Source organism: Candidatus Tisiphia endosymbiont of Stenodema calcarata, from assembly GCF_964030695.1.
GTDB lineage: Bacteria > Pseudomonadota > Alphaproteobacteria > Rickettsiales > Rickettsiaceae > Tisiphia.
The window spans coordinates 542,478-558,025 of sequence record NZ_OZ034911.1 but is presented as its reverse complement, the minus strand read 5'-3'; the positions used below and the strand labels follow the sequence as shown (position 1 = coordinate 558,025).

The following is a 15,548-nucleotide window of genomic DNA, read 5'->3' as shown; positions in this document are numbered from 1 at the left end:
AGTAAAAAATATCTTAAATATCTATTGTCGATGAGTTTTGTTTTGGATATAATAAGGGACAATAATACTACTTTTGATTTGTTATTAGACCTCTTGCGTAATTCTACTTCTGCTGGTAATTTGTGCGTGATACCGGTACTCAAATCCTCACGTACACTAGAAGTACACTGCGGTTTTCCGTTCCGTGTCTCCTACAAATTCCCTAACAGAAGCGAATTTCGCAAGAGGTCTATTGAATAATTGTGTGATTTAATTATGAGCGAAGAACTTCTGCAACGAGATTTTATCAAGAATCCTCAAAAAATAGGGACTTGGAATTTTTATAATATTGGTGCAACAACTATTAGTGCTTTAAAACAAGCTGATATAATAAGAAGTATAGATTATGGGGATATATCAAACAAGAGAGTTGATGCCATTATCACAAAACAAAAAGAAGTTATTGCTATTGTGGAATTTAAACTACCTGAAAACTTTAATACCAAGGATAAAAAAAATAATGCCATTTTGCAAGAAATTGAGGTTGCCAAAAAACTAAAAACAAAATTAATTATTGCAACTGATACCCAAGAAACGGTATGGATTAATGTTGCTACTGGTAATAACGTAAAAAACGAAAAAGGTGATGATTTTAAGTATCTTTTTAACTCCACAGATACAAACTTGCAAAAAGTTATCAATGAAATAGTACAATCAATAAATGAAAAAAATGATAAAATCTTACCAAAAAAACTAATCAATCCAACCGACTTAGCAAAACAAATATGGCAAGATGTTTGGAGTGTTAGTGGTGCAACCCCTGAGAATTGCTTATACACATTTGTTGAATTATTTATATTCAAATATCTAAGTGATTTAAAAATATTGCAAGGTACTTATAATTTTTATACTTTACTCAGGATGTATGAAGAAGGCAATGAAACTAACACAGTTTTGCAACATTACGCAAATATTATCAGACCACAGATAAAAGAACTGTTTCCTGAAAATGCCTTAGACAAGACCACCATAATAAATGGTAGCATATTTATCAGTAAAGAACAAAAAGCTGTAGATGGTTACGGAACAGTCTTTAAAAAAGTTTTACAAAAATTTAGAGATTATGGAAAACTTGAGCATGTTGACCATGATTTTAAAAGCAAGCTTTTTGAAAGTTTTTTGAAAGAAAGTATCAGTAAGAAGAATTGGGGGCAATTTTTTACTCCAATTAAAGTTGTTCGTGCTATCAACGAAATGGCAGAAGGTGAACTAAAAGATGGGATGACTATTTGTGATCCAGCATGCGGAGTAGGTAAATTTCCATTAGAATTTATAAAAGACAATCTTTATAAGCTGTTTAAAGTTGAAAACAATAAAATAATACAAAAAGTTAAAATAGTTGGCTTTGATAAAGGTTTTGATAAAGATGAACAAAAAACCATCATTTTAGCAAAAGCCAATATGCTTATTTATTTTTGTGAACTGATAAAAGATAATATTGGACTAACTAGAGAATTTGCCAAAATATTTAATGAGAGTTTTATTTTAAAAACAAACTCAATACTTGGTACTCTTTCTGATGTTGCAGAAGAGAAATATGACTTAATTTTAACAAATCCTCCTTATGTTACTAGTGGGAGTAGTAATTTAAAAAAAGAAATATCTAAGAATCTTACTTTAAAAAATCACTATAAAATCAATGCCATGGGTATTGAAGGGCTTTTTATGGAGTGGATCATTAAAGCTCTAAAAAAAGGTGGCAAGGCTTTTATAGTTGTACCTGACGGTATCTTTAATAGACAGAATGATAAAAATTTAAGGCAATATATTTTAGATAGTTGTTATATTGACGCAATTATTTCTTTGCCATTAAAGACATTTTTTACAACACAAAAAAAGACCTATATTTTAGCAATTACAAAAAAATCTGATATTTCTGATATTCAAACTGATCCTGTATTCACTTATTTGGTCAGTGAAATAGGTGAAAGTAGAGATATCTACAGATTTGATATTGAGCAAGATGACTTAAAAGAAGCTGTTAATTTATATAATGCTTTTAAGGGCAATAAGAAGTATTTTGCAACTCTTAATCATGATAAGAGGTGTAAGATAGTTTCGATAAATGAATTTGACAGTGATAAAAATTGGTCTGTAGAAAGATGGTGGAGTAAAGAAGAAAAAATTGAATTAGGCATTGAAGGAATAGACCAAGTAGTTTCAATTAGTGAGTTTAGTGATATAATTAGCGATTTAGTAACGAGCTGTAATGAGTTTACTACATCTTTGCAAGATATTGGATTTCATAAAATTAATGACGAAATTAAATATTGCCAAAATGTAAAAATAGAGGATATTTTTAATATAAAAAAAGGAATGGCAAAATACACTAAGACTTATATAAAGGAACATAAAGGTTTGTATCCTATCTACTCAGCAAATACAAAACAAGATGGTGTTTTAGGTTATATAAATCATTTTGATCATGATGTTGAATCTATCCAGATTACTACCAATGGATATTATGCTGGCACAATTTTTTATAGGTTAAAACATAAATTTAGCATAAATGGAGATGCAAGATTGTATATCCCAAAATGTGATAATCTTGATTGTTTATATCTATCGTTTGAATTACAAAAAGTATTAGATAAAAATAACTTTAACTGGGAATATAAGCCAACCATAGAAAGAACAAGAAATATTGAAGTCAAAATCCCAATTACTGCAACAGGTGAATTTGATTTACAAAAGCAAAAGGAGATAGCAGAGAAATATCAAGTAATCTCTGGAATTAAGCAAGAAGTTGAGGAATATAAACATAAAATAGATCAACTTGTTATCAAAATTGATAATGAAACCGAATATTGCCAAAGTATCACAATAGATAATCTTTTTGATTTATCTCAAAAAACAAATAGCAGTAAATTTACAAAATCCTTTATTAAAAAAAATAAGGGCAATATTCCTGTGTATAGTGCTTCAAAAGATGAAAATGCTATTGATTATGGTTATATTAAAGATAATCTAAAAGGGGTAAAATATTTTGAAGATTGTCTAACTTGGAATATTGATGGTTCAATTGGTAAAATCTTTCTAAGATTAAATAGATTTTCTTTGTCCGAAAAAGTTATACCTCTAATTTTACGAGATAAATTTAAAGATTGTAATAAACTATACTTAAAATATACCATAGAGAATGAATTGACTACTAAGAATTTTGGATTTGCAAATAAAGCCGGAAAAAGCAAAATTAAAAATATTGAAATCAAAATCCCAATTACTGTAACAGGTGAATTTGATTTACTAAAACAAAAGGAGATAGCAGAAAAATATCGTAAAATCGAAGAAATAAAAAATAATATAAAAAGAGAACTTGAAAAAATAGAAAATATAAAAGTTGATATTGGTTTATAATTTTAATCTATACTCAAATGATTTAAAGAATTGGAACGAAAAACAAGGAGTGAGCAAGCTCAAGAAGTGCAATGAACTACGCAAGCATACCAATTATTCGTGCAAATATTTGCAGAGTCAATTTGAGGGGGCAGAGGATTGCTGTTAGGCTGTGAACAGCAATTATCTTTTATCTAAATTTTCAAAAAAATAAAAAATATTTATCTAAATAACAAAACAACGTTTTTGTTGAATAAGTTTATGGCACACTTCAAGTAGTTTACGCATGCACGCAACTATAGCAACCTTTTTAGGTTTAAAATTGTTAACAAGCCTATCATATAAAGCTTTTAAATATTGAAAACTATTTTTGACACCATTTTTCCCCGCCAATACCACCATGTATAAAGCATCTCGTGGTATTTTCCTGCCACCTCTAATAAATCTTCGTCCTTGCTTATTACCACTATCACGAGCATAAGGAGCTATCCCCACAATTGCTGACAATTCGTTACTACTATAATTTTTATTTCCTAATTCAGGTAAAAAACTAATTAGTTTTTTAGCTACGCATTTACCAATACCAGGCACACTCTCTAATATTTTTACCTTCTCTTTCAACTCTTCTGATTCATCTATTACCTCATTTAATTTCTTATCAAGCTCAGCTATTTCATTCTGTAAAAATTTAATGAGTTTTTCTATACTCTCTTTATCAATGCCATCAATACTATGATGTAGCCTCTTCTTTTCATTGCTAAGCATTAATACTAAATCTTCTCGCCTTTGCTGATATCTCTTCAAAGTCTCTGATTCAACTTGATATAAATAATTAGCTGTAAGTTGCATCTTATCGCCATAATATGCTAATTTAAATGCGTCCTTCTTATCAGTTTTACACAAATTCACCGATTTACTAAATGAATTAAAACTATAGGTATTGACCTTATGTATTTGTTGCTTATTATTATACAATTCTTGGCAAATCTCTGCTTCATAACCTCCAGTAGGCTCACATACTATTATCTTAATTTCTTGCTCTTTTATTAATTTTATCAGTTCTTCATGCCCTAACTTATCATTGGAAAAACGATTATATATCGGTTTATTGTTAGACTCATATAAACATATATCTAACCATTTTTTACTTACATCTAGACCTATTATTTTACTCATGATATAATCTCCTTCATCTTATTGTGCAAGGCTGCTGCTTCCAGCACCTTCTGCAATTTGTTCAAAGCAAACCTTGTAAGAGGGTACTTATTCTGTGCACGATTATTTCAATCAAGAACCTATCAAGTCACCCTCTTACAATTACTTATATCATAATTTAAAGATATAAGAACCTAGGTTCTGTTGACAAAAATTTTAACGTAACCATATTAAAGTTCCAACGAAATTTAGAAAAGCTAAAAAAGTGGCTGGGGCTTTATCAAATCTAGAAAATATACGCCTAAAATGTACTAGTTACGACTTAATCTGACAATAAGTAATAATCAGGCAGCTTGATAAGTAATAGCCAAGTTGTCTGATATTCTCTCTATATTACTAATATTTTTATCTTTAGCAATATAAAGTGAATCTCTAAAAGTTTGCATTGGTGTTTTACCAAAACAATGTTTACCTGAATGAGACCTTTCGTTATTATAATTTGTAAGCCAAGTATCTATATCAGCTTGTAACTCATCTAATGTATTATAGAGCTTTTTACGGAATAGAATGTGATAGCACTCTTCCTGCATAGTTTTGTGAAAACGCTCACATATACCATTAGTTTGAGGGCTATATGCTTTAGTTCTAGAATGATCTATATTCTCAATACCAAGATATAGTTGATAAGCATGATTCTCAGGTTTACCACAATATTACGTGCCTCTATCTGTAAGTATTCGAAGCAAAGGGATATTATACTTTTCAAAAAATGGAATAACCCTATCATTCAAATGGTCTGCTGTAGTAATAGCTGTTTTCTCGGTATAAAGCTTACAAATAGCTACCCTAGAATAAGTGTCTACAAAGGTTTGTTGGTAGATACGTCCTATGCCTTTAATGTTTCCAACATAATAGGTATCTTGAGAGCCAAGGTAACCAGGATGCATGGTTTCAATCTCACCAGTTGCTTCACGTTTATTCTTGATTTTCTCAAGTGCAACAAGTTGTGCATCACTCAAAATAATACCAGCATTTGCAACTTTAGCATCCAATGCTTTTAGACGTTTTTTGAAATTCTCTAGATCATGACGTAGCCAAACAGACCTTACTCCACCTCCAAAGATAACGATACCTCTCCTACGTAATTCATTAGCAGTACGTTCCTGACCATAAGCAGGAAATTCAACAGCTATATTAACTACTGCATCCTCGATATTAGATGGAACACGATTCTTCAAACATGGCTTCTTTCTAGTCATCTCAAACAAAGATTCTGCTCCACCTTGTTCATGCAGTTCCTTATAGGTTGCACGGTAAAATGTATCTCTGCTATAGCCCATTACTTTACAAGCTTGCTATACGTTTCCTAGTTGTTCTGCTAATTGTAATAAACCAATTCTTGGTTTTATGATTTTTTCTTGATATGTTGTCATCTGACAGTCTCCTTAATAAGAGGTTGTTAAAATTTGCTGGGTACGATTTTATTCCATATTTTCGTACCCAACAACTCCAAACTGTCAGATCAAGTCTTTACTTTTACAATTTTTTCTGCTACCTCGCTTTGAGTCATATTAGCCTTTACTCTTGCTAATATCAAAGCATAAGCTACCTCATACTCCAAAGCTGATGCTTCATATTCCTTCTGTACTTCAGGATTTAAGAGTAATTTTTTCTTAAAGATTCATATTTTATCATAATCTATATGTAATAGCTTTATGGTAGCCTATATAATAACAATTCCTCTAGCTTGACTAGCACGCTTTAGTAAGTTATCAGAGGTCGCTAGTGGTAAGTTATAATGTAATGCTAATTCTAAATAACTAGCGTCATACAATGTTAATCCATGATACTCTGCTAATTCCATTGTTTCAAACCAAGCATGTTCTAACCTTGTTTGATCAACTTTTATTGGAAGATCTTTTAAAATATACATTGCTTGTTTACGTTGAGTTACAGTAATACGCTTAGCACGCTCCGCACATAATAGACTTCTTTCGAAACTCTACTTCTGCTGGTGATTTGTACGTCGATGCGGTACTCGAATCCTCACGTACATTAGAGTACGCTGCGGTTCTGCGTTCCGCGTCTCCTTCAAATCCCTCAGCATAAGCGAGTTTCGAAAGAAGTCTAATAAAACATTACCTATTTCAAGTAACCAAATAGTTGGAACAATTGCACCTTCTTTCACAGTTTTTTTTAATAAATCTAAAGAGGCTGTCTCGTTAGGCATAAACCACGAAAGGGTAGTTGAAGAATCTAAAACAAAAGATGTCATAGTTACTTTTTTCCTACATCTCTATATTTTTTCCATTCTTCTAAGTCAGATGGTTGTAAATTAATTTCTTTAGCAAGTTTTCTAAGTCTTACAGCTGCCATTTCTGCAATTTCAATATCTTGTATAGTATTAATTGGGACAATCTTTGCAGCAGCTTTTCCTCTCCTTGTAACCAATATTTCCTCACCCTTGCTAGCTCGGTCTAATATTTTAGAAAAATGAGTTTTAGCATCAAAAGCTGTAATTGAATTTTGCATAAAAGGAATTACCTAGTTTATTGTCTAGTTTTATTATAATTAGTACTTTAAAAAAATGCTATAATACATGTACGAAATTAGAGAATATTATTTTTATAGTCAGCAAAGTACATCAATATGAAAAGCTGCTATATCATTTTCACTTAGCTTATTAATAATATCGGCTATTTTACGTAAATCGTTAGTATCTTGAGATTGCATATTTGCTATTTTAGTTCAGTTGTAATGGATTTGTTTTTTAAATAATATTATGGTAGTCTTTAATGCTAACAAATAACAATAAGCTTGTCAATTGCTAGTAAATCATATATTGAATAAGTAATAGGCAATTATACCTACTGAAAGTAAACATATACAACCTAATTTGTTTGGTACTCAAGCATAGCAAACAAAAAAACTAATAATAAATTATCATAATGGTCTCAAAGAAATCCAAAAAATCAAAGAAGCCGAAGCATGATGAAATTGTTAAAGTAGCAATGGAAAATCCTAGAGTAGCTTATGATTTTCTTAAAACTCATTTGCCTAAGGATGTGCTGGCTATAATTGATATTTCTTCTTTATAAAGTAGAAAACGCAAGCTTTATTGAACCAAAGCTTACTCGCAATGACGGTTTTTTGGCTGAAACCTTTCCAGTTTAGCTATATGACAAGCTTCATGGATTGCCACGCTCACGTATGTTCGCTTGCAATGACATGTAGATAAGGTGTATTTACTAATATTAAAGCCAATTAGGGATAAGAATTAACTAATTCTTATCCCTAACTCGGTGAAATTCAGGTTAACTTTAAAAGTTACCGTATATTAAACCTATCATAAGTAATCTTATTCTCTACCGATTCAATCAATGTATCAGAGAATTCTTGCACAAAATCTTGCCTTACCATACCCAACCTCTTCTTAAGCCACGATTGTTTAGCAGATATATATTTAATAGTTACATCACCATATTTCTGTTTTATGAAACTATACATATCATCTATACCATCAATTAAACCAAAATCAATAGCAGTTTCCCCGGACCAAAATGCTCCATTAAATAAAATATCATCTTCTTGTGTTAACTTACCAATACGACGCTCTTTAACATAATCTATAAAATGCCCGTGAATCTGTTTTTGTATATGCTTAATAATTTTAATATCCTCCTCTTGCACTGGTTGAAATGGATCGAGAATAGATTTATTTTTACCTTCTGCATAAACCCTCCTTTCTACTCCAAGCTTATTGATAGCAACAGGAAAACCAAAACCAGCCGAAACTACCCCTATACTACCAATAATTGAACTCTTAGATGCATATATTTGGTCACCAATGCAAGCAAGCCAATATCCACCAGATGCTGCTACATCTTCTACAAAACTATAAATTGGTATTTTCTTTTCCCCAGCTAATGACCTTATACGTTTGCTAATCAGTTCAGATTGTACAGGTGAACCACCTGGAGAATTGATAGTTAAACACAAAGCTTTAAGATTTTTGATCTCAAAAGCTTTGTCAATTAACTCATGTAGCGATTCTATGCTAAGCCCTGATTTTACTGAGCTTACTTTACCTATAACCCCACTAAGGCGAAGAACAGCAATTACCGGCTTTGATGCCTTAGAACCTACTCCAGGTAGCAATGAAAGTAATTGCTCTAACTTACCTATTTGACGTTTAGCAATTACCTGATCAAATTTTGCCTCAGCAATTGAATTTTTATTATGTTCTATGTGCATTAGTTACTCCTTATTATCGTTTTTAGAAGCATTATTAGAAACATTATTTTCCTCATTATTCTGTTGTATTTTTGGTTTTTCATCTTTGTTTTCCTGCTCTTCAGGCTTTAACTGTTTATTAACCGGTTGATTAAGGGTTTGTTCCCGGTAACTATTTTTAGGTTCTGGGTGGTTTCCAGGAATATTTGACAAAATAATATTGCGAATTTCTTCATCATACCAATTAATAGTACCAACAAAACTTACTAACATTTTTCCATCTGGATTAATTAGAATAGCAGTTGGTAAACCAACTATTGAAAAAGCTTTAAATAGTTGATTCTTAAAATCATGGTAAATTGGCAAATATCTTATATCATAATCTTTATAATATTTTTGGATAATTTCTATTCCTTGGTAGTCTTGTGATACAGGAATTATCGCAAATGGCAACTTTCTAAAATCTTTTTGCAATACATCCAAATCCGGCATTTCTTTAATACAAGATGCACACCATGTCGCCCAAAATACCAATAATATCGTTTTTCCTTCAAAATTATCAAGAGAATATTTTTCTCCTTTATCATCAAAGAAAACTACCGTATCAGGAACACTAGATAAATCAAGCATTTTAACACCTGATTTGATCTGATCTAATGCAAAACTATTAGTGCTGATCAACAAGTATGTTACAATCAAAAAAAATCGTTTACTATATTTTTTAATATGCATATAAATAACAAATATATTTCCAATTAATTTATTGATCATCATGAAAAACAATATTTTTTTATCTCTAATATTACTAAGCTGCTTAATCTTAACTTCTTGTGGATTAAAAAAACCATTAGAAAACCCACCTTCAGGAAATCCAGTTGCAGAAGATTGTTGCGGAGGGTGTGAAAACTCAAAACATTAATATCTTTTGAAAGTTCGTCCCGACATTACTACGTCAAATTCATACGTTTTAATGCCATCTAGTGCAGTGGACAAAGCATGACTAACTTCTCCGCAATTTTCTAAATTAACCCTTGAATTAGATAAATATAGCTTTGTTTGTAGCTGTCCAAGATATAGGTGGTCAACTCTAATGTTTACATTAGGCGTTTCACGCGAAACTCTACTAGGATATATAGTAATAAAATAAAATTCTCCTTTATTATTAGTAGTAGCGATGCCAGATCCGGTAAAACTTGATTTACTTACAAGGTTTAGCATTTTTTTATTGATACGAGTACGAAGTGGTATGTATGGATATTTTCCGTCACTTCCAACCTGCCATAAATATATTTTTGCATCTGCTACTGGAACGCAATCTTGGTCTAATAATCTACCCTTTACTATAATTTTTGTACCACGATAGACTGCTTGTTGTCCTGTCTTTCTAAGTAAGTTATTGGATAATTGGAATTCTTCCGGTTCGTAATCATTCATTGCACTCTTAGTGATCTTACAACAATTAAGCTTATTAGGGTAAAACTTAGATTCACTGGCTATAGCAATAGTGGAATACAAACAGATTAAAAATAACAAATTTTTCATTTTTTACCATTTTATGTTTAATAACTTCTATTAGAAGATGGATATTCCACATTTTCTTATAGAGATTTAAATTATCGTATCCTTTATTCTTTTACAACTATATTATATTTATTTTATTAATTAAAGAACGGGGCTATCCTTTACATCACGTGGTTCTTATGGTACACTAAAGCTAAACTACTTGAAATAGTAAAAAAATAAAATCATTTATGAAAACACACTTAAAAAAAACTATTATTGGCACAATGTTAGCTTTATTTCTTTTTCCAACTTCCACAATTGCAAGGAATGGAGACTATCCCAAAACTGTGCAAGAAAAAAAGATGGATGAAATGGGGTCGATAGTTGGAGGAGAAGGTTTGGTGTTTAGACCAAGTAGAATCAAAAATGAATCTACCAAAACTGTAGGCTGTAACGTTAATAAATATTTATGGCAAGCTTCTATAGAAACTTTAAGTTTTGCACCTCTTGCTTCAACCGATTCAGTCGGTGGAGTCATTATTACTGAATGGTATAGTCCAAAAGGACAAACAAATTTTCGATTTAAAATAAATATTTTTATTAAAGATAACGTTATTAGCCCGGATGCAATCCAAGTAAAAATATTTGAACAAACACTTAAAAATGGTAATTGGCTAGACAATCATACTACTTCGGACCTAGCTAATAGCATAGAAGATAAAATTTTAAGAAAATCTAGAGAATTATATATTAGTGCTGAAAGAAAAGAATGATATACTTGCTACAATAAGGATAGTTTACAATACAAATTATGAGAGATATTGAAAAGAAATGGCAAAAAATTTGGCTTGAAGAAAAAGCTTTTGCTGCAACAAACGATAGCGACAAGCCTAAATATTACGTACTTGAAATGTTACCCTACCCTTCTGGGAAAATTCATGTCGGACATTTACGTAACTATTCTATCGGAGATTGCATAGCCCGTTTTATGAAATCACAGGGCTATAACGTATTACACCCTATGGGTTGGGATGCTTTCGGCTTGCCAGCAGAGAATGCTGCCATCAATAATAACTCTAACCCTAAGGACTGGACTTACTCAAATATCACAACTATGCGAGATCAGCTAAAATTAATTGGTTTTTCATATGATTGGTCGAGAGAAATAACAACTTGTGATCTGGATTATTATAAGCATGAACAGAAATTTTTTTTAGAACTTTATGAGAGAGGCTTAGTATATCAAAAAGAATCTTTAGTCAATTGGGATCCTGTAGATAACACTGTTTTAGCTAACGAACAAGTAGTAGATGGTCATGGATGGCGTTCGGGTGCTTTAATCGAAAAACGACAGCTAAAACAATGGTTTTTAAAAATCACTAATTATGCTGAAGAATTGTTAAATGAAATTGCAAAACTAGGCTCTTGGCCTGATTCTGTTAAATCTATGCAGGAAAAATGGATAGGCAAATCGGAAGGAGTAAATTTTAGTTTTAAAATACAGGATCATGATGCCAATATTGAAGTGTTTTCTACTAGACCAGAAACTATCTTTGGAGCAAGCTTTGTTGCGATAGCCTATAACCACCCAATAATTGAGCAATTAGTAGATAAAAATGACGCTATAATATCTTTCATTGAGAAATGTTCGCAATTAGACAGTAATGTTGTAGTAGATAAAGCTGAAAAAGAAGGGGTATGTACTAACCTTTTGGCCATTCATCCATTTGATCCTAGCATTATTATCCCTGTTATAATAACAAATTTCGTACTAATGGATTACGGTACTGGAGCGGTCTTTGGATGCCCAGCACATGATGAAAGAGATCATGAATTAGCCAAACAAATGGCATTACCAATAAAGCAGGTAGTAATTAATGAGGATGTTCAGGTGAACGTATATTTAGAACCTTATACAGGTGATGGTATCATGATCAATTCAGACTTTCTGAATGGTCTTGCTGTCCAAGATGCTAAGCAAAAATCTATAAAAGAACTTGAGAAACGTGGTTTAGGCAAACGTACCATTAACTACCGACTAAAAGACTGGGGAGTGTCTAGGCAAAGATTTTGGGGCTGCCCTATTCCAATAATCTATTGTTTAACTTGTGGAATCACACCAGTACCTAAAGAACAATTGCCGATAATCCTACCAAACGATGTTACATTTGATGGGCATGGCAATCCTCTTGATTCACACCCTACTTGGAAACATACTAATTGCCCAAAATGTCAGAAACCAGCTATTCGTGAAACTGACACGTTAGATACATTTTTTGAGTCTTCTTGGTATTTCACCCGCTATTGTAATGTAGATACAAAAGATATGACTGACAAACAAGCCTGTGATTATTGGTTACCTGTTGATCAGTATATTGGTGGAATTGAACATGCAGTAATGCATCTTCTTTATGCAAGGTTTTTCACTAAAGTAATGAACGAACAAGGCTATCTTAGTATTCGTGAACCCTTTACTAGTTTGCTGACTCAAGGTATGGTATTACATGCTACCTATAAAGATACCAATAATAATTGGTTGTACCCAAATGAGATAACAAAACAATCTAATAAGTGGGTTCATAAAAATACAGGGGAAGAAGTATTTCAAGGACGAATAGAAAAAATGAGTAAATCCAAAAAGAATGTCGTGGATTTAGAATCAATATTAGCAAACCATGGTGCAGATGCTATCCGGCTATTTGTACTCTCTGATAGCCCACCGGAGAAAGATTGTGAATGGTCGGCAAATGGTCTTGAAGGGTGCAGCCGTTTTATTAGTAAGTTAGAAAATATGGCTGAGATACTAATTAATAGTGAAATAACAGAGACTCCTAGAAATAAACTAACAAAGCTTACTCATCACACTATTAAGCATGTTACCAATGAGATAAGGGAATTTAAGCTAAATAAAGCCATAGCAAGGATGCGGGAACTATTTAATGCGTTGTCAGATGAAATATCTAAGGGCAAGGAAGGTGGTATTGATAGCATTAAAGAGGGTTTCAGCATCTTGATTATATTACTTAACCCATTTATTCCACATATTACAGAGGAAATTTGGCAAAAATTAGGTAAAAAGCAAAGATTATATCAAACCCCTTGGCCTTCTTTCAACGAATCATTCTTAGAACTAGAATCTTATACTATGGCCATCCAAGTTAATGGTAGGCTGAGAGCTACGCATGAATTTGCTGTTGTGGCTAGCAATATTGAAATTCAGAACACAGTAATGCAATTACCCGAGGTGCAAAAATACCTAAGTGGCAAAGAACCCAAAAGAATTATCATAATACCCTCGAAAATAGTAAATATTGTGGTGTGAATAAGGATGAAAGACAATGTCAATAAAAATGCTACAGTTAAAACAGCAAAACAAAAAGAATCTGCCTCAAACATTACTCTTATTTCATTATTTGCCGGTGCAGGTGGTATGGATATTGGTTTTGAACAAGCTGGATTCAAGACAATTTGGGCAAACGAGTATGATAAAACAATTGCCCCTTCTTATCAAAACTACTTTCCTGAATCAAAGTTTGATGGGCGTTCTATTTTGGATATTCCAAATGAAGATATTCCACTTGGTGCAACAGGTGTTATTGGTGGACCGCCATGTCAATCATGGTCAGAAGCTGGTGCTAGGCGTGGACTTGATGACTTAAGAGGTCAATTATTCCACGAATATATCAGGGTTATTAGGCATGTACAGCCAAAGTTTTGTGTTGCAGAAAATGTTCATGGAATAATCCATTCAAGAAATATTGAATCCTTTATGAATATCATAGATATGTTCAAAAAAGAAGACTATGAGGTTAGTTGGAAATTGTTAAAAGCAAGTGACTACGGTGTAGCCCAAGATCGCGAGCGAGTTTTTATAATTGGTTATCACAAATCTTTGAGCAAAAAATTTGAATTTCCTAAACCTTTGGAAACCAAAATCACTTTAAAACAAGCGATAGGTAACCTAGCTAATCTAAAAGTTGGAACAACTATAAAAGTTAAAAATCATGAGCTAATTGATTCAGGCTATTCCCCAATTTTTATGTCGAGAAATCGAGTGCGAGGTTGGGATGAACAATCATTTACTATTTTAGCAACAGATAGACATATTCCATTTCATCCACAAGCTCCTAAAATGATAAAAGTTGATGGACAAGAGTTAAGAAAATTCGCTCCTGGTCATGAAAACAAATATCGAAGATTAACAGTCCGAGAATGTGCACGAATTCAGACGTTTCCAGATGATTATGAGTTCATTTATACCAATATCAGAAACGGCTATAAAATGATTGGTAATGCTGTACCAGTAAATTTGGCGTACTGGGTAGCCAAATCAATTAGAAAAGACTTGGGGGTATAAATGGCTACGCAAACAAATAATGGCAGAGCTTTTGAGTGGGCGGTAGGCTTAGCACTTAAATTACAAACAAATATGTCAATTGAAGAAAATGCCTATTCAGAAATTAATGAGAAAGCATTTTATGAAATAGCAAATAGGGACAAATCTGATTTCCTGAATGCAGCTACTATAGCCATCGAACATATTATGTTGAAAGAAAAGGGCTTCTTTGAATCCGGTAACAATGGATTAATTTCATTTAACAGTGATACTGCAGGTAAGCAGGGTGATGTACGAGATGTGTTGATAACAATAAATGGCAAAACATTCGGCATATCTTGTAAAAATAATCACAAAGCCTTAAAACATCCAAGGTTATCAAGAACAGCTAACTTTATTAAAGAATGGAGTATTGATGACTTTGGCTGTAGTGATGAATATTGGCTCATTGTCACAACAATCTTTGATGAGTTAACTAAAATTAAAAATGATTCTAATGGAACTGCATTATGGAGGGATGTTATTGATAAACCATCTCGCTTTTATTGGCCGATATTGGATGCGTGGAGCAATGAAATAAGTAGAGTGTGTGCCATCAGCGAGATAAAAGAGATTGAACTTTGCAAGACAATTATATCTTTTATCGTTGGACGTTTTGATTTTTACAAAATCATTAGAGAAGGAAAAAAACGGGTTATTGTACAAGGGCTTAATTTAAATAATACCTTATCTATCAAACGTACAAAGCACCCAACATGTATTAATGCAATAAACAATAAGAATGGTGGTCAATATTCAAAAACCATCATATTTAACCGTGGTTATAGCATCAACTTTAGAATCCACAATGCAGAAAGCAAAGTAACTCCATCTCTTAAATTTGATATAACTGCTATAGGTTTACCAGCAAATGAAATTTACCAGCAAACCTTTGATTTATAATTAT

The 15,548-nt window shown here is 32.2% G+C and carries 12 protein-coding genes and 3 pseudogenes; 6 read left to right on the top strand and 9 right to left on the bottom strand.

Features of this window, described 5'->3' with window-relative positions:
• Positions 1 to 255 precede the first annotated feature (255 nt).
• Complete coding sequence (locus ACQH1W_RS02545) at positions 256 to 3,396, top strand: N-6 DNA methylase (RefSeq protein WP_375332956.1); 3,141 nt, start codon at positions 256 to 258, stop codon at positions 3,394 to 3,396.
• Between the two features lie 204 nt (positions 3,397 to 3,600).
• On the opposite strand, the gene ACQH1W_RS02540 is transcribed toward ACQH1W_RS02545, so the two are convergent.
• The 6 genes and pseudogenes from ACQH1W_RS02540 to ACQH1W_RS02515 form a co-directional block, all read right to left on the bottom strand.
• The gene (locus ACQH1W_RS02540) at positions 3,601 to 4,551 is read right to left on the bottom strand and encodes an IS110 family transposase (protein ID WP_425360965.1); all 951 of its coding nucleotides are present in this window, start codon (positions 4,549 to 4,551) and stop codon (positions 3,601 to 3,603) included.
• A 195-nt stretch (positions 4,552 to 4,746) separates the two neighbouring features.
• A pseudogene (locus tag ACQH1W_RS02535) lies at positions 4,747 to 4,845 on the bottom strand (IS5/IS1182 family transposase); the annotation flags it as partial.
• 29 nt (positions 4,846 to 4,874) lie between these two features.
• Positions 4,875 to 5,963 (bottom strand): annotated as a pseudogene (locus ACQH1W_RS02530) (IS481 family transposase).
• Between the two features lie 290 nt (positions 5,964 to 6,253).
• Complete coding sequence (locus ACQH1W_RS02525; RefSeq protein ID WP_341763178.1) at positions 6,254 to 6,463, bottom strand: type II toxin-antitoxin system VapC family toxin; 210 nt, start codon at positions 6,461 to 6,463, stop codon at positions 6,254 to 6,256.
• Between the two features lie 201 nt (positions 6,464 to 6,664).
• Positions 6,665 to 6,805 (bottom strand): annotated as a pseudogene (locus ACQH1W_RS02520) (type II toxin-antitoxin system VapC family toxin); the annotation flags it as partial.
• A gap of 2 nt (positions 6,806 to 6,807) precedes the next feature.
• Positions 6,808 to 7,062, bottom strand: a complete 255-nt coding sequence (locus tag ACQH1W_RS02515; protein WP_341763177.1) for a type II toxin-antitoxin system Phd/YefM family antitoxin — start codon at positions 7,060 to 7,062, stop codon at positions 6,808 to 6,810.
• A 416-nt stretch (positions 7,063 to 7,478) separates the two neighbouring features.
• On the opposite strand from ACQH1W_RS02515, the gene ACQH1W_RS02510 reads away from it, so the two are divergent.
• Entirely contained in the window at positions 7,479 to 7,628 is a 150-nt protein-coding gene (locus tag ACQH1W_RS02510) for an Rpn family recombination-promoting nuclease/putative transposase (protein WP_375332954.1), read from the top strand.
• A 229-nt stretch (positions 7,629 to 7,857) separates the two neighbouring features.
• Here ACQH1W_RS02510 and ACQH1W_RS02505 read toward each other — a convergent pair whose 3' ends face one another.
• The 3 genes from ACQH1W_RS02505 to ACQH1W_RS02495 all read right to left on the bottom strand — a co-directional run bounded on the left by ACQH1W_RS02505 (position 7,858) and on the right by ACQH1W_RS02495 (position 10,305).
• On the bottom strand, positions 7,858 to 8,784 hold the full coding sequence (locus ACQH1W_RS02505) for a S49 family peptidase (RefSeq protein WP_341761233.1): 927 nt from the start codon (positions 8,782 to 8,784) through the stop codon (positions 7,858 to 7,860).
• 3 nt (positions 8,785 to 8,787) lie between these two features.
• Complete coding sequence (locus ACQH1W_RS02500; protein ID WP_341763174.1) at positions 8,788 to 9,495, bottom strand: TlpA family protein disulfide reductase; 708 nt, start codon at positions 9,493 to 9,495, stop codon at positions 8,788 to 8,790.
• 183 nt (positions 9,496 to 9,678) lie between these two features.
• Complete coding sequence (locus tag ACQH1W_RS02495; RefSeq protein WP_375332953.1) at positions 9,679 to 10,305, bottom strand: dioxygenase; 627 nt, start codon at positions 10,303 to 10,305, stop codon at positions 9,679 to 9,681.
• Between the two features lie 209 nt (positions 10,306 to 10,514).
• Here ACQH1W_RS02495 and ACQH1W_RS02490 point away from each other — a divergent pair, with 209 nt between their 5' ends.
• Genes ACQH1W_RS02490 through ACQH1W_RS02475 form a run of 4 tightly spaced genes read left to right on the top strand, consistent with a single transcriptional unit; the run spans position 10,515 to position 15,544 of the window.
• Complete coding sequence (locus ACQH1W_RS02490) at positions 10,515 to 11,039, top strand: DUF3576 domain-containing protein (RefSeq protein ID WP_375332952.1); 525 nt, start codon at positions 10,515 to 10,517, stop codon at positions 11,037 to 11,039.
• A 38-nt stretch (positions 11,040 to 11,077) separates the two neighbouring features.
• Complete coding sequence (gene leuS / locus ACQH1W_RS02485) at positions 11,078 to 13,588, top strand: leucine--tRNA ligase (protein WP_375332951.1); 2,511 nt, start codon at positions 11,078 to 11,080, stop codon at positions 13,586 to 13,588.
• A gap of 6 nt (positions 13,589 to 13,594) precedes the next feature.
• Positions 13,595 to 14,623: a DNA cytosine methyltransferase gene (locus ACQH1W_RS02480; protein WP_425361136.1), complete on the top strand. Its 1,029-nt coding sequence runs from the start codon at positions 13,595 to 13,597 to the stop codon at positions 14,621 to 14,623.
• Positions 14,624 to 15,544, top strand: a complete 921-nt coding sequence (locus ACQH1W_RS02475; RefSeq protein WP_425361135.1) for a HaeIII family restriction endonuclease — start codon at positions 14,624 to 14,626, stop codon at positions 15,542 to 15,544.
• Positions 15,545 to 15,548 lie beyond the last annotated feature (4 nt).